Genomic DNA, 24,244 nt, shown 5'->3' with positions numbered 1-24,244 from the left:
CAGTGATAGGGATCGAGAAAATGAAGATAGCAACAATCAAAACGGGTCTGGGTTCGCTGGCACTGCTGCCGGGCCTGGCAATGGCTGCTCCTGCGGTGGCAGACAAAGCCGATAACGCCTTTATGATGATCAGCACCGCGCTGGTGCTGTTCATGTCTATTCCGGGCATCGCGCTGTTTTACGGCGGCCTGATCCGTGGCAAAAACGTTCTCTCCATGCTGACGCAGGTTGCCGTGACGTTCGCGCTGGTTTGCGTGCTGTGGGTGGTCTACGGCTACTCTCTGGCCTTCGGTGAAGGTAACGCTTTCTTCGGCAACTTCAACTGGGCCATGTTAAAAAATATTGAACTGACCGCGGTAATGGGCAGTTTCTATCAGTACATCCACGTTGCGTTCCAGGGATCGTTCGCCTGTATCACCGTGGGACTGATTGTGGGGGCGCTGGCTGAGCGTATTCGCTTCTCCGCCGTTCTGATCTTTGTGGTGGTCTGGCTGACACTCTCCTATGTGCCGATTGCACACATGGTCTGGGGTGGCGGTCTGCTGGCGTCGCACGGCGCGCTGGATTTCGCAGGCGGTACCGTTGTTCACATCAACGCCGCGGTAGCGGGTCTGGTGGGTGCATACCTGATTGGCAAACGCGTGGGCTTTGGCAAAGAAGCGTTCAAACCACACAATCTGCCGATGGTCTTTACCGGTACAGCAATCCTCTATTTTGGCTGGTTCGGCTTCAACGCCGGCTCTGCGAGCGCTGCTAACGAAATCGCTGCGCTGGCCTTCGTGAATACCGTGGTGGCCACGGCGGGTGCAATCCTCTCCTGGGTGTTTGGTGAGTGGGCGGTTCGCGGTAAACCTTCTCTGCTGGGCGCGTGCTCGGGTGCCATTGCCGGTCTGGTGGGTATCACCCCAGCATGTGGTTACGTCGGTGTCGGTGGTGCGCTGCTTGTCGGCCTGGTGTCAGGTCTGGCGGGTCTGTGGGGTGTGACGGCGCTGAAACGTCTTCTGCGCGTGGATGACCCTTGCGATGTCTTTGGCGTGCACGGCGTGTGCGGTATCGTCGGTTGTATCATGACCGGTATCTTCGCCGCGAAATCGCTGGGCGGAGTGGGTTACGCTGAGGGCGTTGACATGGTTCACCAGGTGCTGGTGCAGCTGGAAAGTATCGCCATTACCGTTGTGTGGTCTGCTGTGGTGGCCTTCATTGGCTACAAACTGGCGGACATGACTGTGGGTCTGCGCGTACCGGAAGAGCAGGAGCGCGAAGGTCTCGACGTCAACAGCCACGGCGAGAATGCGTATAACGCATAATAAACAGCAAAACGGCAATCTCCGATTGCCGTTTTTAGTGTTTATTCCCTCTCCCAGTGGGAGAGGGCCAGGGTGAGGGCATCATCACCCGCGATTACGCATCACCCCTTCCTGCACCGTCGAGGCGACCAGCACGCCGTCCTGCGTATAAAACTCTCCACGTACAAACCCGCGAGCGCTGGACGCCGAGGTGCTTTCCACGCTGTAGAGCAGCCAGTCATTCATGTTAAATGGACGATGGAACCACATCGAGTGATCGATCGTCGCAACCTGCATCCCTTTTTCAAGGAACCCCACGCCGTGCGGCTGCAGTGCAACCGGCAGGAAGTTAAAATCTGACGCATAGCCCAGCAGATACTGATGCACGCGGAAATCCTCTGGTACGGTGCCGTTGGCGCGGATCCAGACCTGGCGTTTCGGCTCGGCCGTATGGCCTTTCATCGGGTTATGGAATTCGACCGGACGGATCTCCAGAGGTTTATCACAAAGGAATTTCTCTTTGACCTGCGGTGGCAGCAAGTGGGCCAGCGCGCGGGCGATATCGGTCTCCGATTTAAGATCGTCCGGCGACGGTGCCGCTGGCATCGTTTTCTGGTGCTCATAACCCGGTTCCGGTGCCTGGAAAGAGGCGGTCATGTAAAAGATGGGCTTGCCATTCTGAATGGCTGCCACGCGGCGCGCGCTAAAGCTGTTGCCGTCACGCAGCACTTCCACGTCGTACACAATGGGTTTTGCGCTATCGCCAGGACGCAGAAAATAGCTGTGAAAGGAGTGCACCAGACGGTCTGCCGGGACGGTCTCCTTGGCAGCGTACAGTGCCTGTCCGACGACCTGCCCGCCGAAGACCTGACGCAAGCCCAAATCTTCGCTCTGTCCGCGAAAGAGTCCTTCCTCAATTTTTTCCAGATTCAGTAATGTCAGCAGATTGCTCAGTGCCTGACTCATAGTTGTCCTCAATAAACGCCGTGGCGAAAGATAGGCAGAGTATAACGCAGAAATGAAAGTGGTCCGACGGGTAGAATTATCTGAATATCAGGGAGAATTTAGGCATTAATCAGTGATCTGTGCCACACTTGAATACGATATGTGTTTGAAACGACATCGGATGGGATCGATCCCGCTGGTGCATTGATGATAAGGAGACTTCAATGAAACTCGTGCCCATGCTAAGTGGTGTAGCTATTGCGGTGGCGTTGTCCGCCTGTGCAGGTAAGAGCGCCCAGGTGCCGGTGCCAGCAGCAGATCCAAATGGGATTAATACACTCTCACAGCAATCCATTCAGCAACCTAATGTTTCCGGTACTATCTGGATCAAACAGCGAGTCGCTTTACCACCGGATGCGGTATTAACGGTCACGCTGTCTGATGCTTCTCTGGCCGACGCGCCGTCGAAAGTGGTGGCCCAGCGTGCTGTTCGTACCGAAGGTAAGCAGGCACCGTTTAGCTTCGTGCTGCCGTATAACCCGGCAGACGTACAGCCGAACGCCCGTATCCTTCTGAGCGCTGCGGTAACCATCAACGGTAAGCTGGTGTTTATTACCGATACGGTTCAGGAAGCCATCAACAACGGTGGGACGAAAATCGACCTGAACCTGGTGCCGGTGCAGCAAACCGAAGTGCCAATTGCGCCACAGACGAACCAACCGTCTGTACCTACTCCACCGACTCAGCTGTAATGTGTTCCCCTCTCCTTCGGGGGAGGGGGTCAATACACCCAGCGATACTTCTGCAAATCAATCTGCCCTGACCCGGACACCTGTATCCCTTCTGAAAGTAATGCCTGCCTCTGGCGCTGCAAATCCGGCCCGGTGAGCGAGATGGCACCATGACGATTCACAACCCGATGCCAGGGCAATGTACTGCCTTCAGGAAGCCGTTTTAGCACGCCACCCACCTGACGCGCCGCGCGGGGGGAGCCAGCAAGACGTGCGACGTCACCATAGGTTGTCACGTAGCCCTCCGGAATGGAGGCCACAATTTGCCACACTCGCTGTGGAAAGGAGTCGTGTTCGTCCATCAGTACACCTGTGGGGATGAGTGAAGTGCCATGTTAAACGAAGATTGCGCCGATTGCTGTGCCTGTTTGCGCAAGAAACCACCATCCGGTTGCTGGCAGCTTGCAATTGACCGTTAGCACAGGGATAATGCGCCAGCGCGTTGGGTAACAACGCTCACAATGGGGGCTCTGTTGGTTCTCCCGCAACGCTACTCTGTTCACCAGGTCAGGTCCGGAAGGAAGCAGCCAGGGCAGACGACGTGTGTGCCGGGATGTAGCTGGCAGGGCCCCCACCCATTTGTGCTTCTGGCAACATCTCCCCGTTTTTTACTTCCTTCCGGCATGGCTATTCCACAGAATTAACAGGGTTTAATTCGTGGTGTAATATATATTTCATCGCGCTGAAATATTACTGTCATAAACTTGTAATAATAGACTGTCATTTTATTTCTGGGCGTCTTTTTTCTGTCATAAGTTAAAAATATATATCTGGATTACATTGTTAACATCGTGTATTAAATAAAGCACTTATTCCGAAGGGAAGTGACAATCATGGCTACTGCGGTATTAAACGTTAAGATTGACGAAGCGCTAAAAGAAAGACTTCGCCACTATGCGGAAGTGAATAACGAAAACTTAAGCGTGACCACAGAGAAGTTGCTGCTGCTGGCATTTGAAGCCGCAGACGAGGTGGGAGTATCGGAAGAGGATATTGATAATCAGCATACGGAAGAAGAGAGTGTAACGCCTTTTACTCCTAAAGAAATCAAAGCTCTACGTAAACTTCTGAAGAAGAGAAAATGAAACAACAACTATCGACCGCCAGTGACTACAAAGAAGCCTGCGATCTGTTGCGTTCAGGCTACGTAAAGCATGTCCGTCTTGGCTGGAATGTAGGAAGTGATGAGTTCTTTCGTATTGCGTCTGACTGGTGTGATACCGGCGCAAAAATAAAGAAAGACGGTGAAAGTTTTGTTATTTCACTGAAAGGTTTTCCTATTCCTCCTCAGCACTGATTCCTGACTGGTGAAAACTGCTGACTGCCGTATGACAGTCAGCAGTTTTTATTTTATGATCTACTTCAAACTTTTATATTAAACAAGACTGCGTTTTACCGACGGCGCGGTTTTATTTAATGCGAGCCAAACCGGTTTGATTCGTAGCAACGCCTGCTCAAGCTCTGCCGACTCGAGCGAGAAGGGCACGCGTAAGTAGCGGTCAAACGCACCCGATAACCCAAAGCGTGTGCCGGTTCCCAGATTAATCCCCAACATCTCTGCACGTGCGGCGAGCTGTGTCGCCAGCATGCCCGGTAACTCGATCCAGTAGGATAGCCCGCCTTCCGCCTCCTGAAACCGCCACTGGGGAAAATGTTCGCGCAGCAGTTCACCGCAGCGGTCGCGTCGCTCCTTCAGTATTTTCCGGCGCGCAGGCAGAAATGTCTCGCTATTGTTGATAAGCCACAGCGTGGCCAGCTGTTCCAGCAGCGGCGAGCCTAAATCCAGCGTATCCCGCGTCTGGGCAAGTGTGGCAATGGTGCGCGACGAGGCGCGGATCCAGCCGAGGCGCAGCCCACCCCAGAAACTTTTTCCCGCCGAACCCAGGGTGATCACCGTAGCCTGCGAATTAAACGACGCCAGCGGCGGCGGGGGCGGTGCTTCAAACCAGAGATCGACCATCGTTTCATCGACCACCAGCGTGGTACGGGTGCGAGTGGCAATGTCGGTTATTGCCTGACGGGTGGCGATATCCATGCATCGCCCTGTTGGGTTGTGAAAATCCGGCATCAGGTACGCCAGGCGCGGTGCCGTCTGTGCCAGCGTGGCTGCAAAGCCATCCGTATCCCAACCGCTTTCCGGCAGCGACACGCCCACCGGCCGACACGATGCCCCCTGGATGGCTGCAATCGCCAGCGGATAGGTGGGATGATCGACCACGACGCGATCGCCCGGGCCGGCCATCATCCGCAGTACCAGCGCAAACCCGCTGACGGCACCATTGACCACCATCACTTCGTCTGCGCGGGTCGGCAGCCCGCGTGCGGTATAGCGAGCGGCAATGGCGTCGCGCAGAGCCGCCAGGCCGAGCTGATCGTAACCGGTCAGCGTAAGATGCTGGGTGATCGCGGTGAGCGCCCAGGTGTAAGCCTGGTGGATCTCTGGCCCGGCATTCAGGGCGGCAGTGGAGAGATCCAGCGCTGCGCTTGCCGCTGAAAGCGTCGGTATGGCACGGGTATCGGGCAGGATCACGCGTGAACCGCTGCCGTGGCGGCTCTCCAGATACCCTTCTTCTCGCAGATGGGCCAGCGCGCTGCTGATGGTCGTCCGGCTTACATCTAACGCCGTGGCCAGTTCACGTTCACCGGGCAGGCGCGTGCTCAACGCCAGCCTGCCGTCGAGGATCAGCAGGCGCAACGCGTCGGCCAGCTGTCGCCAGAGTGGGGTTCGGGACGGGGTTTGTTGCCAGTGGCCCAAAAGGCGAACCAGCGACTGACTTCCGAAACGGCGTGATGACATATGCAGTCCACTATTTGAAAACTGGACATTAATCATAGTGCCATTTTCGAACAAGATGAAAGCCTGGTTCACTGGAGAAGCTAAAATGGTACGTCGTCTGCTGCAACTGTACGTTGGTTTAGGCCTGTACGGGCTTTCAACCGCGATGTTTATTCGTTCGGATCTGGGGGTTGACCCGTGGGATGTGTTTCACCTTGGGGTGGGATTACAGCTGGGGATGACCATCGGTACGGTGATTATTTTGACCGGTGCCGCGGTGCTGCTGCTGTGGATCCCGCTGCGTCAGATGCCTGGGCTGGGAACGCTCAGTAACGTAGTCTGTATTGGCCTGGCGGCGGATGCCTCGATGGCCCTTATCCCCGAGCTGGATCTTCTCCCCATTCGGATTGCTCTGCTGGTTGGGGGCATTGTGCTGAACGCGATAGCAACCGGTATGTATATCGGTGCCGGGTTCGGGGCGGGCCCACGCGATGGACTGATGACCGGCATTCACGCCCGGCTGGGGTGGTCAATCCGCAGCGTTCGAACCTCAATTGAAGTGAGTGTTCTGCTGATTGGCTGCGTCCTTGGCGGAACGTTTGGCGTCGGGACGGTACTGTATGCCCTGACCATCGGCCCGCTTATCCAGCTCTGTTTGCCGTGGTTCCGTCAGAAGCCGCGTACGGATAACGTTCCTCAGCCAGAGCGGGTTGTTTAATTTTGCGAAGCGCTCACAGGTATTAATGGCCGCGCTGTGCCACAATAGACGGCTCTGTTAACACCAGGCCGGAACGCATGAAAGCCATTACCCTCTATGATGTTGCCCTCCTTGCGGGGGTGTCTTATCAAACCGTTTCCCGTGTGATTAACGACGCGGAGCATGTTTCTGCCCGGACACGGGAAAAGGTGCAGCAGGCCATGGCGGAGCTGCACTATGTTCCTAACCGTGGCGCGCAGCAGCTGGCGGGCAAGCGCACCCGTACGCTGGGACTGATCACTACCGATCTGGCGCTGCACGCGCCTTCGCAAATTGTCTCTGCGGTCAAATCCCGGGCGGTAGAAAAGGGGGCGAGCGTACTGATCTCAATGGTGGAACATCCGCAACAGTGCCAGGCCGCGCTTCAGGAGCTGCTGGCGCAGCGCGTGGAAGCCCTGCTGGTGAACGTGCCGCTTGACGATCCCCATGCCGAACAACTCAAGGCACTGGCGTCGCCCGTGCCGGTGCTGTTTCTGGATGTCTCTCCGTCGGCAGCGGTCAACAGCCTGGTGTTCAATGCTGAACAGGGCGCTCGTCTGGGCGTTGAACATTTGCTGTCGCTCGGGCATCAGCGTATTGCATTGCTGAGCGGGCCGGAAAGCTCTGTTTCCGCTCGTGCCCGTCTGGCGGCATGGAAAGCCGCGCTGGCGGAAGCTGGCCTTGAGGCGGCGGCGGTGGCCTACGGCGACTGGAGCGCAGCCTGCGGTTATGAGAAGGGGCATGCGCTGTTGTCTGCTGCAACGTTACCGGACGCCATTCTGGTGGCTAACGATCAAATGGCGCTGGGGGTGATGCGGGCCTGCGCGGAAAAAGGGGTGACGATCCCGGGCCAGATATCGATAGTGGGGTTTGACGATACCGCCGACAGCGCCTGGTTTTCACCTCCGCTTACCACCATCCGTCAGGCATTTCGCGAGGCAGGTGAACAAAGTGTGGAGTGGCTGCTGACTCCCGCCCGCCATGAAGCCTGCTGGCAGGTTCAGTTGCCCGTCACGTTGATTAGCCGACAATCCAGTGCCCGTCGCACCCCTCAGCAGGCCGATCGTGAGAATCTTGCGCAGCAGCTCAAAAGCCTGGCCCTGCTGGCAGAGCAACTTGCCCGCCAGTAACCCTTTTGTGATCTGACTCGCTACACGGCGATCCCGCGCTTTACCGCGGCAGTTTGCCAGGGCATGTTGAGTCGAGTTGTGAGCGCTTCGCAAAGAGGAAAACATGTCCAATACTGTCTCGCTGACTCTCAGCGCACTTCTGGCCCGTCGGGACTGGGAAAATCCCGGCGTCACCCAGTGGAACCGGCTGGCGGCGCATGCGCCATTTCACAGCTGGCGTAATGAACACGCCGCCAGAGAGGACGCGGCATCCATCAGCCGACGTTCCCTGAATGGGGAGTGGCGATTTAGCTTCTTTTCTGCACCTGAGCAGGTTCCGCAGGCATGGACAGGCGAAGATTGCCCGGATGCCGTTGCGATGCCGGTGCCGTCAAACTGGCAGATGCAGGGGTTTGATACACCTGTTTACACCAACGTCACCTATCCCATTCCCGTCAATCCGCCCTTTGTTCCGGCAGAGAATCCGGTCGGTTGTTACTCGCTCACATTTGAAGTGGAGGACGCGTGGCTCGAGGGCGGGCAAACCCGCATTATCTTTGATGGCGTGAACTCGGCGTTTCATCTCTGGTGCAACGGTCAGTGGGTGGGGTATTCCCAGGACAGCCGTCTGCCGGCCGAATTCGATCTCTCGGGCGTATTGCGTGCTGGCCAGAACCGCCTGGCCGTGATGGTTTTGCGCTGGTGCGACGGAAGCTATCTGGAAGATCAGGACATGTGGCGCATGAGCGGGATTTTCCGCGATGTGTCGCTGCTGCATAAGCCGGAGACGTACATCGCGGATTATCAGGTTGTCACCGACCTCAATGCGGAGCTGGATCGCGCCGTGCTGAAGGTGGATGTCGCCCTGGCGGGCGCTCACTTTGCGGAGTGCGAGGTGGCAATAACGCTCTGGCGCAACGGTGAACGCTGTGCCAGCGCCACGCGGCGGCCAGGCTCGGCCATTGTGGATGAACGCGGCAACTGGGCCGAGCGGTTGACGGTGGCGATCCCGGTTGCGTCACCCGCTTTATGGAGTGCTGAGACCCCAGCGATTTATCGGCTGACGATCGCGCTGCTGGACCCGCAGGGTGAGGTGCTGGAGATTGAAGCCTGTGACGTGGGTTTCCGCCGCGTTGAAATCAGCAATGGCCTGCTGAAGCTCAACGGCAAGCCACTGCTCATCCGCGGGGTCAACCGGCATGAACATCACCCGGAAAACGGCCAGGTGATGGACGAAGCGACGATGCGTCGCGATATCGAAATCATGAAGCAACACAACTTCAACGCCGTGCGCTGCTCGCACTACCCAAACCATCCTCTGTGGTACCGGCTTTGCGATCGCTACGGCCTGTATGTGGTTGACGAGGCCAATATCGAAACCCACGGCATGGTGCCGATGAGTCGTCTCGCTGACGATCCCCGCTGGCTGCCCGCCATGAGTGAGCGCGTGACCCGCATGGTGCAACGCGATCGTAATCATCCGTCCATTATCATCTGGTCGCTGGGCAATGAGTCTGGCCACGGTGCAAACCACGACGCGCTGTATCGCTGGCTAAAAACCACCGATCCGACGCGCCCGGTTCAATATGAAGGCGGTGGGGCGAATACGGCGGCGACCGATATCATTTGTCCGATGTATGCCCGTGTTGATCAGGATCAGCCGTTCCCGGCGGTGCCGAAATGGTCCATTAAAAAATGGATCGGGTTGCCGGATGAAACCCGACCGCTGATCCTCTGCGAATACGCCCACGCAATGGGCAACAGCTTTGGCGGCTTCGCCAGATACTGGCAGGCGTTTCGTAGCCATCCGCGTCTGCAGGGAGGATTTGTCTGGGACTGGGTCGACCAGGCGCTGACGAAGAAAGATGAAAATGGCACCCCGTTCTGGGCCTACGGCGGCGATTTTGGTGATACACCCAATGACCGACAGTTCTGCCTTAACGGGCTGGTATTCCCCGATCGCACGCCGCACCCGGCACTGTATGAGGCTCAGCGCGCCCAGCAGTTCTTTACCTTTACGCGGGTAAGCACTTCTCCGCTGGTGGTGGACGTGCAAAGCGATTACCTGTTCCGTCATACGGATAACGAGGTGCTCAGATGGTCGGTGACCCGTGACGGAACGGTGCTGGCTAAGGGGGAGGTTACGCTCTCCATCGCGCCTCAGAAGACTCAGCGTCTGGACATCTCGCTGCCCGCGCTGACGGCAGAGCCGGGCGAGGTCTGGCTGAATGTAGAGGTGTACCAGCTGAAGGCAACGCCGTGGTCACCGGAAAACCATCGCTGCGCGTGGGATCAATGGCCACTCCCGGCACCGTTGTTTATCGCCCCGCCCGCACCGGTGGGTGTGCCCCCGGTACTGACGCAAACCGATGAGATGCTGACCCTGACGCACCAGCAGCAGCGATGGATAGTTGACCGTACCTCAGGACACCTGACGCAGTGGCTGAACAATGGCGTTGAAACGCTGCTCTCGCCGCTGACGGATAACTTTACCCGCGCGCCGCTGGACAATGATATCGGGGTCAGCGAGGCCACGCGTATCGATCCAAATGCATGGGTGGAGCGCTGGAAGGCAGCGGGGATGTACGACATCACCCCGCGGTTGCTGCGTTGTGAAGGAGAGCAGCATGCCCGCGAGGCGGTAGTCACGACGCTGCATGCCTGGGAACATCTCGGCAAAGCGCTGTTCCTGAGCCGTAAAGTCTGGCGGGTGGACGATCAGGGTGTGCTGCACGGTGAGGTTGAAGTAGAGGTTGCGTCTGATATTCCGGAGCCTGCGCGTATTGGCCTGAGCATGCATCTTGCCCGGCCGCCGGAAGCCGTTCACTGGCTGGGGCTGGGGCCGCATGAAAACTACCCGGACAGAAAGCTGGCAGCACAGCAGGGACGCTGGACGTTGCCGCTGCAGGCAATGCATACGCCGTACATCTTCCCGACGGAAAACGGCTTGCGGTGCGATACCCGTGAACTGGTGCTGGGGACGCATCAGTTGAACGGGCAGTTCCATTTCTCTGTGAGCCGCTACAGCCAGCAACAGCTGCGTGAGACAACCCATCACCATCTGCTGCGTGACGAGCCGGGGTATTGGCTCAATCTTGATGCGTTCCATATGGGCGTGGGTGGAGATGACTCCTGGAGCCCCAGCGTCTCGCCGGAATTCATCCTGCAAAATCGTCAGCTTCGCTATCGCTTTAGCTGGCGTCAGAACCTCAACTGACCTTCGGTGGCGGCCACGCGTTGGCCGCCTGGTTCAGGCCAGGATACCGCCTAACCCGTGCAGGATCATGTAACCCCCCACCAGGATAATCAGTGCCGCAGAGAACCACGGTGCTTTGCGAGAAAACTCGCTGAACCCCGGCCAGCGTTTTGTGGCATGTTTAAGGCTTAACGCGGCAATCGCGCCCGATGCCACCAGCGTTAACGCCAGACCAATACTGAAGCTAAATACCAGCGTGGCGCCCAGGGCAAAGTGCTTGAGCTGCAGACAGATCAGCAGGACGGTGATTGACGCCGGGCAGGGGATCAACCCGCCGGTCAGCCCAAACATCGCAATTTGCCCGGTGGTGACGTTTTGTCCGTTAAAACGACGATTGATATCCTGCGCATGGGCGCGCTGGTGGGCGTCTTGCCACTCCTCTGCAACCAGTTGATGTTCATGGTGGTGATGATCATGATGGTGGTCATGGTCATGGTCATGGTCATGGTCATGGTCATGGTCATGGTCATGGTCATGGTGGTGATGATGATCGTGCGGCTGATTCTCCTTCCAGGTACGCCACGCCATCCACAGCGCGATCAAAACGATCAATACCCCAGAGATAAGCTGGAACCAGGGTTCAGAGGTTTGCGCATCCCAGCCGCGACCAAACCATAATCCCGCCATGGCAATGATCCAGACCACCGCGGTATGGGAAAGCGTGGCCGCCAGCCCCAACAATACCGCCTGTTTCAGCGTGCCGCGGATCGCCACAATAAAGGCCGCCATCATTGTTTTAGAGTGGCCCGGCTCAAGACCATGCAGGGCACCGAGCAGGATCGCGCTGGGAATGAATAGCCATGCGTTGCCCTGTTGCAGAAGAGAAGCAAAATCGTTCATTACAAAATCCGCACTGGAAAAGGTGCGCAGATAGTACTCCCCCCCAGTAGTTGAATACTACCCCCCAGTAGAAAAATACTCAGGGGGAGTAGGGCGTGTTATGCTTTACCCGCCAGAAGAAGAAGGATGCAGAGATGTCACATACGGTTCGTCACAAGAAGATGTTATTGACTCGCCTGAAGAAAATTCAGGGGCAGAGCACCGCGCTGGAAAAAATGCTCAGTAACGACGAGCATGAGTGTGCCGAGGTATTACAGCAGCTGGCCGCGATCCGCGGTGCGGTGAATGGCATGATGCTGCAGGTGATCGAAGGCCATTTAACCGATCACGTCGTCAAAGAGCCTGAGGAAGATCAGCGTGAGGCCGATCTTGGCGTGGTTTTACAGGTGATCAAATCTTATCTGAAGTAGAAGGGGCGTTAAGGTTATTTTCTGCCCATGCCATAAATTCCGCTTTTGGCAGCGCCTTACTGTAGTACCAGCCTTGCCCGTATTGCACGCCGTGACGGTGCAGCCAGGCGAGCTGCCCTGCGGTTTCCACTCCCTCAGCAACCATCGCCAGCTTCAGTGATTTCGCCATTTCTATAATGTGTGGCGTTACGTTTTTGTACTCCAGCGCATCCACGAACGACTTATCAATTTTCAGCGTGTCGACGTCCAGATCCTGCAGATAGCTCAGGCTGGAATAGCCCGTGCCAAAATCATCGATGTAAATGGCGTGGCCCGAACGGCGAAAAGCGGCGATGGCCGGTGCGCTGATTTTGGGATCGGCAAAGCCGCGTTCGGTTAATTCAAGCGCTATCTGTTCCGGGCGGACTTGCCATTTATTGAGTAGCTGGCTCAGAAGCGGCGGCAGTTTGCCGGAGGTTAAATCTGCAGGCGCGAGGTTGACGGAGATATGCTGATCTGCATGGAGATGCAGCCAGCTGCCCATATCCTCGAACACTTTTTCGATCACCAGATGCGTGAGGCGCGAGATAAGCCCCGTTTGTTCCGCCAGCGGGACGAAACTGTCAGGCGACAGGCTACTCCCGTCAGGCTGAGGCCAACGCGTTAGCGCCTCTGCGCCCACTATTTTCCCGCTACAGAGCGCCACAATAGGCTGGTAGTAAACCTCGAATTCGCGGTTATTGATGGCATCAAGCAGGCGGTTACGCGGCGACTGGATGCGACGCAATATCCGCAGAACAAACAGGGCGGCAAGCAGGCTTATCAGCATGCCAAACGGCAGCCAGAAAAGGAGCTGCCGGTGCCAGGTTTCCGCCAGCGGTTTCAGCGCAGCCCATGCAACAACGTTTATTCCCAGCTCCGGTACGGGCTTCATGACGTACATTGCACCGTTGTACTCAACACTGACCATCTCCTGATCTTTAATCATGTCACGGATGTGCGGATCCAGTTTGCTGCTGCTGGAGAACACGAGATGCGTTGCGTTCGCTACCAGGGCGGCATCGATAGAAATATCGGCGAAGGGGATCACATCCACCAGCGAGGCGGGATCGACCAGTACCAGATAATGTCCTTGCCCCAGCACGGCCATGTTGCGGTTGAAACCGAGTTCATTTGGCCTCGTAAGCCACGCGCTATAGCCATCTTCCGTAATGCGCATGGGCGGCGGGAACGCAGTCGCTTTGCTGACCTGTTCCAGCGACGAGCACAGCGGTTTAAGGTTATCGGTGTAGATCACTTCCTGAACATAGAGCCACGAGAAGGCGATCCGGCGCATTTCCCGTAAATGCAGATGGCTACAGGGAGGGCCTTTAAAGGTCTGCAGTTGCGTGAGCGCTTCCTTGGCCTGCCCAACAACCCTGTCCGTACGCAACAGCACGCGTGAGGCATAGCTGTCCAGCGCATCGACAAATTTTTCTTCCGCCTGGCGATGCGCCAGCCAGATACTGAGGCAAATCGGTATCAGCACAGAAAAGATCAGTATGCCAGTCACCAGGCTGACCAGATGTCGGGTTTTCATGCTGCCGTGTCCTTCCTCATATGCCCACTCCAGGGCACTGAGACGCTTGCCAGAGGAGAAAGTTTTTACCGCGAAATGATATAGTTATAGCACGTGAGCGTCATGGTTTTCGTTCCGCAGCAGCGAAATCAAAAAATATCGTCGGAAATGTGATGCACTCTCGGGGGTTGTTTTTACCGCAGAGCCCGGATATTATTTTGTTATGTTATAACAAAACATGAGTAATTCACGATGAAACCCAATATCCATCCAGCCTATCGCACCGTGGTGTTTCACGACACCAGCGCCAATGAATACTTTAAAGTTGGTTCAACCATCAAGACTGACCGCGAAATTGAACTCGACGGTGAAACCTATCCTTACATCACCATCGAGGTCTCTTCAAAATCGCATCCGTTTTATACCGGCAAACAGAAAACCTTCTCGACGGATGGCAGCGCGGCGCGCTTCCGTAAACGTTTTGGCGGCTTTCTTAATGCGAAGCGGGGGTGATCATGCAAGTACTTAACTCGTTGCGGAGTGCGAAACAGCGTCACCCGGATTGCCAGATAGTCAAACGTAAGGGACGCCTGTATGTGATTTGCAAATCAAACCCGCGCTTTAAAGCGGTGCAGGGACGTAAAAAAAGACGCTAGACGCCCGTTTCACGCCAGCTTTCCAGGGATCTTTTCTGTTTGCCATCGGCAGTAAAATTGTCGGTGGCAAGCCAGCTTTCAAAGGCGCTCGCCAGCGCTGGCCACTCTTTGTCGATAATCGAAAACCAGTCCGTATCCCGGTTATGGCCTTTGGTGACCAGCGCCTGGCGAAAACGCCCCTCAAACAAAAAGCCCAGACGCAGCGCAGCCTTGCGGGAAGGCTCATTCAGGCTGTTGCACTTCCACTCATAACGCCGGTAGCCCAGGGTATCGAACACGTATTGCATCAGCAGAAACTGCGCTTCGGTAGACATCGGCGTGCGGCTCAACAGCGGGGAAAAATGAACATGTCCCACCTCCACAACGCCATTTTTAGGGTCGATACGCATCAGGGCCAGGGTTCCCACCGGGGAGCGGGTCTGATTATCGAAGACGGTAAAGTGTATCGGGTCTGATAATTCACTCACGCTTGCCACCCATGCGGCAAATTCACCGGCGGTGGCATCGGGTTCACGCAGAAGCCATGTCCAGCTTCGGGTATCCCCGGCGAGCGAATAAGCGGCAAACAGCGCACCGGCATGCTCCACCTGCAGCGGCTCAAGCCAGCAGTAGCGGCCCTGAAGGACCACCCGGGAAGGGTGCTGACGGGGCTGCCAGTCGATTAGCGCTTCGCCCACCGGCTGCCCAAACTGATTGAAAGTATTCATCTTCATCTCCGTGACGTTGTAAAGAGTTCCAGACTAGTGAAGAAGTGGTTCCTTAAAAAGGACCAACAGGCTATGTTTTGGTGGTACCACGAGGAGGGGCGATGAATATTCCAGGCGATGAACTGTATACCTTGCTGAATACGGCGCTGAAAAACCGCGGACAAGAGACGCTGCAGCGCACGCTTTATCTTTCATTGCGGGAGTACATATTGTCCGGCAGGTTACAGTCCGGTAGTCGCCTGTCTGGTTCCAGGACGCTGGCCGGGCACCTCTCCCTTTCCCGAAACACCGTTAATGGGGCACTGGAACAGCTCACCCTCGAAGGGTATCTGTTGCGTAGCCGCCAGGGAACGCGGGTGGCACCGCTGGCGGCCCGTCAGCTCGCGCAGGATTTACCGGCACCTGCGGTTGCGCTTGCCGGACGGGTTAGCGCACTGCCTGCCCCTGTACCGCGTAGCACGCCGGTTCTGGCCTTTACGCCGGGGACACCGGCCATCAACTATTTTCCCTTGCCGCTCTGGCGGCGCCTGTACGATCGCGTGTTGCGGGAGGAGGGAAGTGCCCTGTTGGGCTACGGCGATCCCGCCGGGGAACCTGCTTTGCGGGCGGCCATTGCCCGCCACCTTGCGCTTTCCCGCGGGATTGACTGCGACGCCAGCCAGATTGTGATCACCGAAGGCGCACTGGAAGGTGTGAACCTCTGCACCCTGCTGTTGAGTGAGCCGGGCGATGTTGCCTGGGTGGAAGATCCCGGCTATGCCGGCGCAAAAAGCGCCTTTGTGAAAGCGGGTTTAGCCATAACGGGAATACCGGTTGATGGAGAGGGCATGTGCTGGGAAGGAACAGATGCGCCGTCCCCTTCGCTTATTTTTACTTCACCTTCACATCAGTTTCCGTACGGAAGTGTCCTCAGCGCGCGGCGGCGTCTGGCGTTACTGGATGTGGCGCGACAACATAACGCCTGGATTATCGAGGATGATTACGACAGCGAGTTTCGTTATAGCGGTGAGCCGGTACCGGCGATGCTGGGAATGATTAACCATGCGCCCGTTGTTTATCTGGGAACATTCAGCAAAACGTTATTCCCGTCGCTCAGAATGGGGTTTATGGTTTTCCCCCCGGCGCTGGCGAAAGCGGCACGCCCGGCCATCGGTTCGTTATTGCGCGGCGGGCATCGCGCCGAGCAGCGTACCCTGGCGCTGTTCATTGAAGAGGGCCACTATGCGCGCCATTTGGCAGCCATGCGTCGTCTCTATCGTAAACGCTACCGACAGCTGCGTGAGGCTCTGAATGCGGAGCTTCATGTACCACACCGGGTTCTGGCGGGGGAAGGGGGCATGCATCTGACGGTGGCGATTGACGGAATCGACGACAGGCAACTGGTGGAACAGGCCAGGGCGTATCAGCTGGCTCCAGCGGCATTGAGCGGGTATTACCTTGATACAAAACAGGGGCAGAGCGGTCTGGTATTAGGCTACGGGAACACATCGGCTTCACTGTATGCGTCGGCTATCCGACGCATACAGATACTGATCACGCAACAGCAGGGCGGGAAAGGGTAAAGACATCATAGAAAGAGAGCTGGCCTTTGGTTGAGACCATTTTTTGCAGTTTCTCTTTTTGTTCGGTTTCTACCGCAGGGGAGTGCAGAATGCTGTCGATCAGCTCCGGCGGGACAAAACGGGTGTTGTACCACTCGCCGTTGTAGCAGACCCGGAAATCGAGCACGTCGATATCTTCATAACGATAGCGCGGATGCACGTCAAAAAAGAAAAACGCGTTAAATACCACAAACAGCACCACAAGCAGCCAGACGGAGTCCACCAGCGTTTCGGATTTCAGCATGACAATCAGCGTTGCCAGCCAGGCGGCATACATTGCGACAAACAGGCCTGGATGTTTGCGAATAAAGCTAATGCTAAAGCGCGGGCGATTATCGCGCTTTTCGCGGATGTTGAGATCGTCGATGGTGGCGGTAAGCAGGCGCTGTATTTCGGTCATTTTTTGCCTTCATGATTGTTGAATACAGGGGATCTGCCTATTTTAGGGGAGCCATTTGACTGAAAAAAGTAACAGTTACGCGCTGAAAGACCATAACAGTTGACTCCCCATACCCTCACAGCATTTTGATAATTTTCGCCGGATTACCCCCGACGACGGCATTGGCCGGGACATCTTTTGTCACCACAGCGCCGGAGGCAATCACCACATTATCCCCCACCGTGACGCCCGGGTTAATCACCGCTCGTCCGCCGATCCAGACATTATTGCCAATGCGCACGGGTTTACCGTATTCCACTCCGCTGTTGCGTTCTTCGGCATCCAGCGGGTGGGTGGCCGTATAAATATGCACGCCTGGCGCGAGCATACAGTTATCACCAATATGAATAGGGCAGACATCGAGCATCACGCAGTCGAAGTTAGCGTAAAATTCTTTGCCCAGGAAAATGTTATAGCCATAGTCACAACGGAAAGCTGGCTCAATATAAGCCCCTTCACTTTGCCCCAGCAGTTCCGCCAGAATCTTCTGGCGTTCTGTTTTCTCATCGGGGGCGGAGTGGTTATAGCGGTGAACCAGATGGCGGGCGCGCAGTCGGTCGGCCCGTAATGTTTCATCACCAGGACGGTAATGTTCACCCGCAATCATTTTCTGTTTTTCTACGCTCATAGGATGCCTCTCTGGGTTCGATTACCGCAGGGTAATCGGGATAAGCCAGGAAGGGAACGTTCCCGAAAAGCGCGTGTGACTAAAGTCACAACATTGTTGCTAATGATCACGTTTTACACGGAGACCTGGCTTTAACACCGGGATCGTAATTCGAAAGGTATAAACAACTAAGAGAGTGGCGTAGAACCTCTACAGACACACTGCAACAACTAACGGACAAATTTCCACACGGAAGGAGGGATTTTGTCATACAGTTTATTCATGGTCAGCTCGGCAAGACGATGGTCAGCGGCTGAATAAAATACGGTCAGTTCATTATCAGAAAGCTCGTATTTATTTTTTTCAATCACGCGTTCGAGAGTGTCAATTGACTGACAACGTCGTAAGCGCATCAAATAATCGGTTTTTGTGAGTGGTTTATCAGACATAAATTCACCTTAGTCATTGTAATAATTTTAACAGGAAAGGCTAACAGGGTTAGCTCTGCTCACGTTGACGAAACAGCGGAATAGCCGGTTTCCAGATTTACGCCATTTCTGCAAATCCTGCGCGTTAATGCCGTAGCTGCTGAACAACATAAAGGTGTCATCCAGGTATTCGTCAATTTGCTCAATCAGTTTATTATCTTCATTGTACTTAATTTTATAATTAAGTGCGAAGGTCGCGATATGCTCTATCAACTCATTCAATTGCAAATTGATGGCCGATGTTGGATCGTTCACCCAGCCATGATTACTTTCATCAAGATTGGCAAGGCAGTCATGGTACAAGGATTCGCAGAGAAATTTCAACTGCGCGATATCATGCCTTTTTGGCGAGTACTCGTCCATAGCGCATCCCCTTCTGAGTGATTTCTTACTCACCGAACATCATTGTCGGGATGGATACAACCTACTTAGCTCTACGGGTGCTGTGCTCCTGTTCACTCTAACTATAAGCCACTCTGATCAGGATTTCACCGCGCTATTACGAAAAATTACAATTAAAATCAGAGTCTGCGAGCGTTTACGCAATAGTACATCCTAAGGTGAACACTTTTATCCAAATTAACGCTGGTTTTTTTTCGCTTCCTTACGTTTCATTGATTTAGCGTAAACACGCGGAAAAAGTCCGGATTCAGAATTTTCTTTGTATGGACTTGTTATTAGGAATATTCCTAATAAGTTAAGCGGCGAAATGGAATTAAAACAATCCTGAGTTCGCCCATTAAGTTTTCTGCTAATTATGATATGCCTTTTAAACATGGCATAAAATAAATAAAACGACAATAAGCGTATTTTATGATTTTTTTCAGAAATGAAAAAGGCCGCTAATGCGGCCTTTTTATCATGTGAAACCGGTATCAGTGAGGTTCTACCGAATGACTGTGTTCAATATCTTCATTCTTCCGGCTGAAGCGGCGGCGAACCACCACGAAGAACACCGGTACGAAGAAGATAGCCAGTACGGTCGCGGTGATCATACCGCCCATTACCCCGGTACCTACCGCGTTCTGTGCGCCGGAACCCGCACCAGAGCTGATAACCAGCGGCAGTACCCCGAGGATAAATGCCAGTGAGGTCATCAGAATAGGGCGCAGACGCATACGAACAGCTTCAAGCGTGGCTTCGATCAGGCCTTTACCTTCTTTCTCCATCAGATCTTTGGCGAATTCAACGATAAGTATCGCGTTCTTCGCCGACAAGCCAATGGTTGTCAGCAGGCCTACCTGGAAGTACACGTCGTTGGTCAGCCCACGGAACGTTGCAGCCAGCAGCGCACCGATAACCCCCAATGGCACCACCAGCATAACGGAGAACGGAATTGACCAGCTCTCATACAGTGCCGCCAGACACAGGAACACCACAATCAGTGAAATGGCGTACAGGGCAGGGGCCTGGTTACCGGACAGACGTTCCTGATAGGACATACCGGTCCAGTCATAGCCAATACCCGCAGGCAGCTTGCTGGCTAACTCTTCCATCAGGTTCATGGCTTCACCGGTGCTTCGACCCGGCGCGGCCTGACCCAGAATTTCCATGGATGGTAGCCCGTTATAACGTTCCAGACGCGGTGAACCGTATTCCCAACGCGACGTCGAGAAGGCTGAGAACGGCACCATCTGGCCATCGCTGCCGCGAACGTACCAGTTGTTGATATCGTTCGGCAACATACGGTATTGCGCTTCAGACATCACGTACACTTTCTTCACACGACCGCGGTCGATGAAGTCGTTAACGTAGCTACCGCCCCAGGCTGCGCCCAGTGTGGTATTGATGTCGCTGATGGATACACCCAGCGCCTGCGCTTTCTCCTGGTCGATGTCGATCTTGTACTGCGGCGTATCTTCCAGGCCGTTAGGACGCACGCCGACCAGCAGGTCAGGGTGTTTAGCCACTTCGCCAAACAGCTGGTTACGCGCCTGAGTCAGTTTCTCGTGGCCCAGACCGCCCTGGTCAATCAGCTGGAAGTCGAAACCGGTCGCGGTACCCAGTTCAACAATCGCTGGCAGGTTAAAGGCGAAGACCATCGCATCTTTTATCTGCGAGAAGGTGCCCATTGCACGGCCGGTGATAGCCTCCACCTTATTCTCTTCGCCCGGACGTTCAGACCAGTCTTTCAGAGAGACGAAGGCAATACCGGTGTTCTGACCGCGACCCGCAAAGCCAAAGCCGTTAACCGCAAACACCGATTCAACGTTCGCTTTTTCTTTGGTGAGGTAGTAGTCCGTCACTTCATCCAGCACTTTCTGGGTACGCTCTTGCGATGCACCCGCCGGAAGCTGCGCCATTGTCAGGAACACGCCCTGGTCTTCATCAGGCAGGAACGAACTTGGCAGACGCACGAACAGATAGGCCATGCCGACCACGATGATGATATAGAGCAGCAGATAACGACCGGTGCTGCGCAGAATGTTGCCTACGCTGTCGGTGTAGTGGTGCGTGCTCTTATCAAACATGCGGTTAAACCAGCCGAAGAACCCTTTATGCTCGCCGTGACCGCCTTTCTGAACCGGTTTCAGCATGGTGGCACACAGCGCTGGCGTCAGGATCAACGCCACCAGTACCGACAGCGCCATCGCAGAAACAATGGTGATGGAGAACTGACGGTAAATCGCACCGGTAGAGCCCCCGAAGAAGGCCATCGGAATAAATACCGCGGACAGCACCATCGCGATACCGACCAGCGCGCCCTGGATCTGACCCATGGATTTACGGGTTGCTTCCTTCGGCGGCAGACCTTCTTCCGCCATAACACGCTCGACGTTTTCTACGACCACGATGGCGTCATCCACGAGCAAGCCGATGGCGAGCACCATCCCGAACATCGTCAGGGTGTTTATCGAGTAGCCAAATATCGCCAGTATGGCGAAGGTTCCGAGCAGGACGACCGGTACGGCGATGGTTGGGATCAACGTCGCGCGGAAGTTCTGCAGGAACAGATACATCACCAGGAAGACGAGGATGATCGCTTCTACCAGGGTTTTAACCACTTCGTGAATCGAAATTTTAACGAACGGCGTGGTGTCATAGGGATAAACGATCTTCAGACCTGACGGGAAGAACGGTTCCATCTTCTTCAGCTCTGCACGGATAGCCGTTGCGGTGTCCAGGGCGTTAGCACCGGTCGCCAGTTTGATACCCAGACCGGAAGCCGGTTTGCCGTTAAACTTCGCAATGATGTCGTAGTTTTCGCCACCCAGTTCCACTTTAGCCACGTCACGCAGGCGAACCTGCGAACCGTCCTGATTCACTTTCAACAGAATTTTGCTGAACTCATCGGCGGAGGTCAGACGGGTCTGCGCGATGATAGACGCGTTAAGCTGCTGGCCTTTCACCGGCGGTGTACCGCCTAACTGACCGGCTGCCACCTGGGCGTTCTGCGCTTTAATGGCGTTGATGACGTCAACCGGCGTCAGCTGGAAGTTGTTCAGTTTGTTCGGATCCATCCAGATACGCATCGCGTACTGGGAACCGAACAGCTGAACGTCACCCACACCGGAAGTACGGCTGATGGCGTCCTTCATGTTGGCGCCCACGTAGTCGGAAATATCCTCCTGCGTCATGGTGCCGTTGGTATTGATAACGCCAACAACCATCAGGAAGCTACTGGACGATTTCTCGACGCTCACACCCTGCTGTTGTACTTCCTGCGGCAGCAGTGGCATCGCCAGCTGCAGTTTGTTCTGCACCTGCACCTGCGCGATGTCCGCATCGGTACCTGACTCGAAGGTCAGGGTGATCTGGACCGTACCGGTGGAGTCACTGTTTGAGGACATGTACATCAGGTTATCGATACCGTTCATGTTCTGTTCGATAACCTGCGTAACGGTATCCTGCACCGTTTTCGCATCAGCCCCCGGGTAGGTTGCGGAGATCGTCACCGCCGGTGGCGCAATGGTCGGATATTGCGCAACAGGCAGCTTCAGGATCGCAAGTCCCCCGGCCAGCATGATAATAATGGCGATCACCCATGCGAATATGGGGCGATCGATAAAGAAATTAGGCATGTCTTAACGGCTCCTGTTTAAGTTAAGACTTGGTTTGTTCTGACTGGCCAGCGGCCGAAGCTTGTTGTTTATCGTCAGACTTCACTTCCTGTGCTTTTACCTGAGCGCCAGGACGAACTTTTTGCAAACCAGTAACAATCACGCGATCGCCATCTTTCAGACCTTCCGTCACCAGCCATTTATCGCCAATCGCCTGCGTAGCAGTGATATTGCGCATTTCGACTTTGTCACCAGCACCAACAACCAGTGCGCTCGCATCGCCGCGTGGCGTACGGGTCACACCCTGCTGTGGAACCAGAAGTGCGGTTGGGTTAGTGCCTTCTTCCAGACGTGCGCGAACGAACATACCTGGCAACAGGGTGTGGTCAGGGTTCGGGAAGATCGCACGTAAGGTGATGGAACCGGTGGTCTGGTCGACCGTCACATCGGAGAATTCCAGCGTACCCGCCTGTGGATATTTGATGCCGTCGTTAGTGACCAGCTCCACTTTGGCTTTACCGTTCTCCTGCTTCAGGGTGCCGTTTGCCAGCTCTTGTTTCAGTCGCAGGAAATCGTTGCTGGACTGCGTCACGTCAACGTAGATCGGATCAAGCTGCTGCACGGTTGCCATCGCTGTGGCCTGACCGTTTTGCACCAGTGCCCCTTCGGTCACGGAGGACTTACCAATACGACCGCTGATAGGGGAGGTCACTTTGGTATAGGCCAGGTTGATGCGCGCGGTTTCGACAGCTGCTTTTGCTGCCACAACGGCCGCGTTAGCCTGCTGTGCATCCGCCAGGGCTGTGTCGTAGTCCTGTTGGCTGATGTACTGCGTACCGAGCAGTTTTTTGTAACGATTCAACGTCAGCTGAGAGATTTTGGCCGCCGCTTCCGCTTTCGCCAGGTCGCCTTTCGCGCTTTCATACGACGCCTGATACGTTGCGGGATCAATCTGATAAAGAGACTCACCGGCTTGCACATCGCCGCCTTCGGTAAAGTTACGTTTCAGGATAATGCCGCTCACCTGAGGACGAACTTCTGCAATGCGATAAGCACTTGTGCGGCCAGGCAATTCGGTGGTGATCTGAAGAGGTTCGGATTTGAGCGTCACAACGCCAACTTCTGGCATCTGCTGCGCTCCTTGTTGAGCCTGTTTGTCGTCACATCCTGTAAGCGCTAAGCTGCCTGAGAGCATCAGAACGACCGCCAGAGGCGTTAACCCTCTGTTTTTGTTCATATGTAAACCTCGAGTGTCCGATTTCAAATTGATCAATGGTCCTGAGTCCAAAAACCCATTGCTGCGTTTATATTATCGTCATGCTATGGTACATACATTCACAAATGTATGTAAATCTGACGCCTGTAAATTCACCCACTTATGGCACGAAAAACCAAACAACAAGCACTTGAAACCCGACAACACATTCTGGATGTGGCAATCCGTTTGTTTTCTCAGCAGGGTGTTTCGTCAACCTCGCTGGCACAGATTGCTCAGGCCGCTGGCGTTACGCGGGGAGCGATTTACTGGCATTTTAAAGACAAGTCAGATCTGTTCAGTGAAATCTGGGAGCTTTCAGAGTCCAGCATTAGCGATCTCGAGAGTGAGTATCGGGCAAAATTCCCTGACGATCCACTCTCAGTATTAAGAGAAATATTAGTATATATCCTTGAAGCGACGGTAGTTGAAGAGCGCCGTCGGTTAATGATGGAAATTATTTTCCATAAATGTGAGTTTGTGGGAGAGATGGCTGTTGTGCAGCAGGCGCAACGCAGCCTTAGCCTGGAAAGCTATGACCGCATTGAACAGAACCTGAACCAGTGCATGCAGGCTAAACTGCTACCGGCCAATCTCCTGACCCGCCGGGCGGCTATTCTGATGCGCAGCTACATTTCGGGCCTGATGGAAAACTGGCTTTTTGCCCCGCAATCCTTTGACTTAAAAGCGGAGGCCCGCAGCTACGTGGCGATTTTACTGGAAATGCTACAGCTCTGCCCGACGCTGCGCAGCGACGCGCCTTCGCTCACTGCCTGAGCCATTTCCAGGATTTATCTCAGAGGC

At 55.1% G+C, this 24,244-nt stretch carries 24 protein-coding genes and 1 other RNA gene; 13 read left to right on the top strand and 12 right to left on the bottom strand.

Annotated features, from left to right (window positions below):
- The first annotated feature begins 20 nt into the window (after positions 1-20).
- Positions 21-1,307, top strand: a complete 1,287-nt coding sequence (gene amtB / locus AC2FAK_RS06090; protein ID WP_013095872.1) for an ammonium transporter AmtB — start codon at positions 21-23, stop codon at positions 1,305-1,307.
- Positions 1,308-1,391: 84 nt separating this feature from the next.
- On the opposite strand, the gene tesB is transcribed toward amtB, so the two are convergent.
- Positions 1,392-2,252, bottom strand: a complete 861-nt coding sequence (gene tesB, locus AC2FAK_RS06085; RefSeq protein ID WP_040021540.1) for an acyl-CoA thioesterase II — start codon at positions 2,250-2,252, stop codon at positions 1,392-1,394.
- 203 nt (positions 2,253-2,455) lie between these two features.
- Between tesB and AC2FAK_RS06080 the strand changes: the two genes are divergently transcribed.
- On the top strand, positions 2,456-2,983 hold the full coding sequence (locus AC2FAK_RS06080) for a YbaY family lipoprotein (protein WP_013095874.1): 528 nt from the start codon (positions 2,456-2,458) through the stop codon (positions 2,981-2,983).
- Positions 2,984-3,012: 29 nt separating this feature from the next.
- Here the strand turns inward: AC2FAK_RS06080 and AC2FAK_RS06075 are convergent, their stop codons facing one another.
- Positions 3,013-3,324: an MGMT family protein gene (locus tag AC2FAK_RS06075; protein ID WP_023620099.1), complete on the bottom strand. Its 312-nt coding sequence runs from the start codon at positions 3,322-3,324 to the stop codon at positions 3,013-3,015.
- Between the two features lie 169 nt (positions 3,325-3,493).
- Between AC2FAK_RS06075 and ffs the strand changes: the two genes are divergently transcribed.
- The 3 genes from ffs (at position 3,494) to AC2FAK_RS06060 (ending at position 4,319) form a co-directional block, all read left to right on the top strand.
- Positions 3,494-3,590, top strand: an RNA gene (gene ffs / locus AC2FAK_RS06070) — signal recognition particle sRNA small type.
- Between the two features lie 265 nt (positions 3,591-3,855).
- Positions 3,856-4,107, top strand: coding sequence for a hypothetical protein (locus AC2FAK_RS06065; RefSeq protein ID WP_020686138.1), 252 nt, complete (start codon positions 3,856-3,858; stop codon positions 4,105-4,107).
- Positions 4,104-4,319: a hypothetical protein gene (locus tag AC2FAK_RS06060; RefSeq protein ID WP_013095877.1), complete on the top strand. Its 216-nt coding sequence runs from the start codon at positions 4,104-4,106 to the stop codon at positions 4,317-4,319. The genes AC2FAK_RS06065 and AC2FAK_RS06060 overlap by 4 nt, the downstream gene beginning before the upstream one ends.
- A gap of 78 nt (positions 4,320-4,397) precedes the next feature.
- Here AC2FAK_RS06060 and yczR read toward each other — a convergent pair whose 3' ends face one another.
- Entirely contained in the window at positions 4,398-5,819 is a 1,422-nt protein-coding gene (gene yczR / locus AC2FAK_RS06055) for a MocR-like transcription factor YczR (protein ID WP_095454707.1), read from the bottom strand.
- Between the two features lie 85 nt (positions 5,820-5,904).
- Here yczR and yczE point away from each other — a divergent pair, with 85 nt between their 5' ends.
- The 3 genes from yczE to AC2FAK_RS06040 all read left to right on the top strand — a co-directional run bounded on the left by yczE (position 5,905) and on the right by AC2FAK_RS06040 (position 10,860).
- Positions 5,905-6,516 carry a membrane protein YczE gene (yczE, locus tag AC2FAK_RS06050; protein ID WP_013095879.1) on the top strand — a complete coding sequence of 204 codons (612 nt, stop codon included), beginning with the start codon at positions 5,905-5,907 and terminating at the stop codon, positions 6,514-6,516.
- A gap of 77 nt (positions 6,517-6,593) precedes the next feature.
- Positions 6,594-7,664, top strand: a complete 1,071-nt coding sequence (locus tag AC2FAK_RS06045) for a LacI family DNA-binding transcriptional regulator (protein ID WP_095454706.1) — start codon at positions 6,594-6,596, stop codon at positions 7,662-7,664.
- Between the two features lie 103 nt (positions 7,665-7,767).
- Positions 7,768-10,860, top strand: coding sequence for a beta-galactosidase (locus AC2FAK_RS06040; protein ID WP_095454705.1), 3,093 nt, complete (start codon positions 7,768-7,770; stop codon positions 10,858-10,860).
- Between the two features lie 33 nt (positions 10,861-10,893).
- Here AC2FAK_RS06040 and AC2FAK_RS06035 read toward each other — a convergent pair whose 3' ends face one another.
- A complete protein-coding gene (locus AC2FAK_RS06035; RefSeq protein WP_058684053.1) occupies positions 10,894-11,739 on the bottom strand; it encodes a nickel/cobalt efflux protein RcnA in 846 nt (281 codons plus the stop codon).
- Positions 11,740-11,873: 134 nt separating this feature from the next.
- On the opposite strand from AC2FAK_RS06035, the gene AC2FAK_RS06030 reads away from it, so the two are divergent.
- Positions 11,874-12,149 (top strand): metal/formaldehyde-sensitive transcriptional repressor, encoded by a 276-nt coding sequence (locus AC2FAK_RS06030; RefSeq protein ID WP_014830896.1) that lies wholly within the window; start codon positions 11,874-11,876, stop codon positions 12,147-12,149.
- Here AC2FAK_RS06030 and AC2FAK_RS06025 read toward each other — a convergent pair.
- Complete coding sequence (locus tag AC2FAK_RS06025; RefSeq protein ID WP_095454703.1) at positions 12,130-13,707, bottom strand: EAL domain-containing protein; 1,578 nt, start codon at positions 13,705-13,707, stop codon at positions 12,130-12,132. The two genes, AC2FAK_RS06030 and AC2FAK_RS06025, sit on opposite strands and share 20 nt — an antisense overlap.
- Before the next feature lie 231 nt (positions 13,708-13,938).
- Between AC2FAK_RS06025 and AC2FAK_RS06020 the strand changes: the two genes are divergently transcribed.
- On the top strand, positions 13,939-14,199 hold the full coding sequence (locus AC2FAK_RS06020) for a type B 50S ribosomal protein L31 (protein ID WP_006176933.1): 261 nt from the start codon (positions 13,939-13,941) through the stop codon (positions 14,197-14,199).
- A gap of 2 nt (positions 14,200-14,201) precedes the next feature.
- Positions 14,202-14,342, top strand: a complete 141-nt coding sequence (gene ykgO, locus AC2FAK_RS06015) for a type B 50S ribosomal protein L36 (protein WP_003859006.1) — start codon at positions 14,202-14,204, stop codon at positions 14,340-14,342.
- Here ykgO and AC2FAK_RS06010 read toward each other — a convergent pair.
- Complete coding sequence (locus tag AC2FAK_RS06010; RefSeq protein ID WP_023620096.1) at positions 14,339-15,049, bottom strand: GNAT family N-acetyltransferase; 711 nt, start codon at positions 15,047-15,049, stop codon at positions 14,339-14,341. The two genes, ykgO and AC2FAK_RS06010, sit on opposite strands and share 4 nt — an antisense overlap.
- Positions 15,050-15,150: 101 nt before the next feature.
- Here AC2FAK_RS06010 and pdxR point away from each other — a divergent pair, with 101 nt between their 5' ends.
- Positions 15,151-16,611 carry a MocR-like pyridoxine biosynthesis transcription factor PdxR gene (gene pdxR / locus AC2FAK_RS06005; protein ID WP_058651634.1) on the top strand — a complete coding sequence of 487 codons (1,461 nt, stop codon included), beginning with the start codon at positions 15,151-15,153 and terminating at the stop codon, positions 16,609-16,611.
- Here the strand turns inward: pdxR and AC2FAK_RS06000 are convergent.
- The 6 genes from AC2FAK_RS06000 to acrA form a co-directional block, all read right to left on the bottom strand.
- Entirely contained in the window at positions 16,583-17,050 is a 468-nt protein-coding gene (locus tag AC2FAK_RS06000) for a YlaC family protein (protein WP_013095887.1), read from the bottom strand. The two genes, pdxR and AC2FAK_RS06000, sit on opposite strands and share 29 nt — an antisense overlap.
- A 115-nt stretch (positions 17,051-17,165) precedes the next feature.
- Positions 17,166-17,717, bottom strand: a complete 552-nt coding sequence (gene maa, locus AC2FAK_RS05995; RefSeq protein ID WP_013095888.1) for a maltose O-acetyltransferase — start codon at positions 17,715-17,717, stop codon at positions 17,166-17,168.
- A gap of 209 nt (positions 17,718-17,926) precedes the next feature.
- Entirely contained in the window at positions 17,927-18,145 is a 219-nt protein-coding gene (locus AC2FAK_RS05990; protein WP_013095889.1) for an HHA domain-containing protein, read from the bottom strand.
- Between the two features lie 27 nt (positions 18,146-18,172).
- A complete protein-coding gene (gene tomB / locus AC2FAK_RS05985) occupies positions 18,173-18,547 on the bottom strand; it encodes an Hha toxicity modulator TomB (protein ID WP_008499288.1) in 375 nt (124 codons plus the stop codon).
- A 512-nt stretch (positions 18,548-19,059) separates the two neighbouring features.
- Positions 19,060-22,206 (bottom strand): multidrug efflux RND transporter permease subunit AcrB, encoded by a 3,147-nt coding sequence (acrB, locus tag AC2FAK_RS05980; protein WP_095454702.1) that lies wholly within the window; start codon positions 22,204-22,206, stop codon positions 19,060-19,062.
- 22 nt (positions 22,207-22,228) lie between these two features.
- Complete coding sequence (acrA, locus tag AC2FAK_RS05975) at positions 22,229-23,422, bottom strand: multidrug efflux RND transporter periplasmic adaptor subunit AcrA (RefSeq protein WP_095454701.1); 1,194 nt, start codon at positions 23,420-23,422, stop codon at positions 22,229-22,231.
- Positions 23,423-23,563: 141 nt separating this feature from the next.
- Here acrA and acrR point away from each other — a divergent pair, with 141 nt between their 5' ends.
- Positions 23,564-24,217 (top strand): multidrug efflux transporter transcriptional repressor AcrR, encoded by a 654-nt coding sequence (acrR, locus tag AC2FAK_RS05970; RefSeq protein ID WP_013095892.1) that lies wholly within the window; start codon positions 23,564-23,566, stop codon positions 24,215-24,217.
- Positions 24,218-24,244: the final 27 nt, after the last annotated feature.

It is taken from the genome of Enterobacter cloacae complex sp. 394F7 (genome assembly GCF_057320385.1).
The sequence above is the reverse complement of the archived record's forward strand: the minus strand, read 5'-3'. Positions and strand labels throughout refer to the sequence as shown.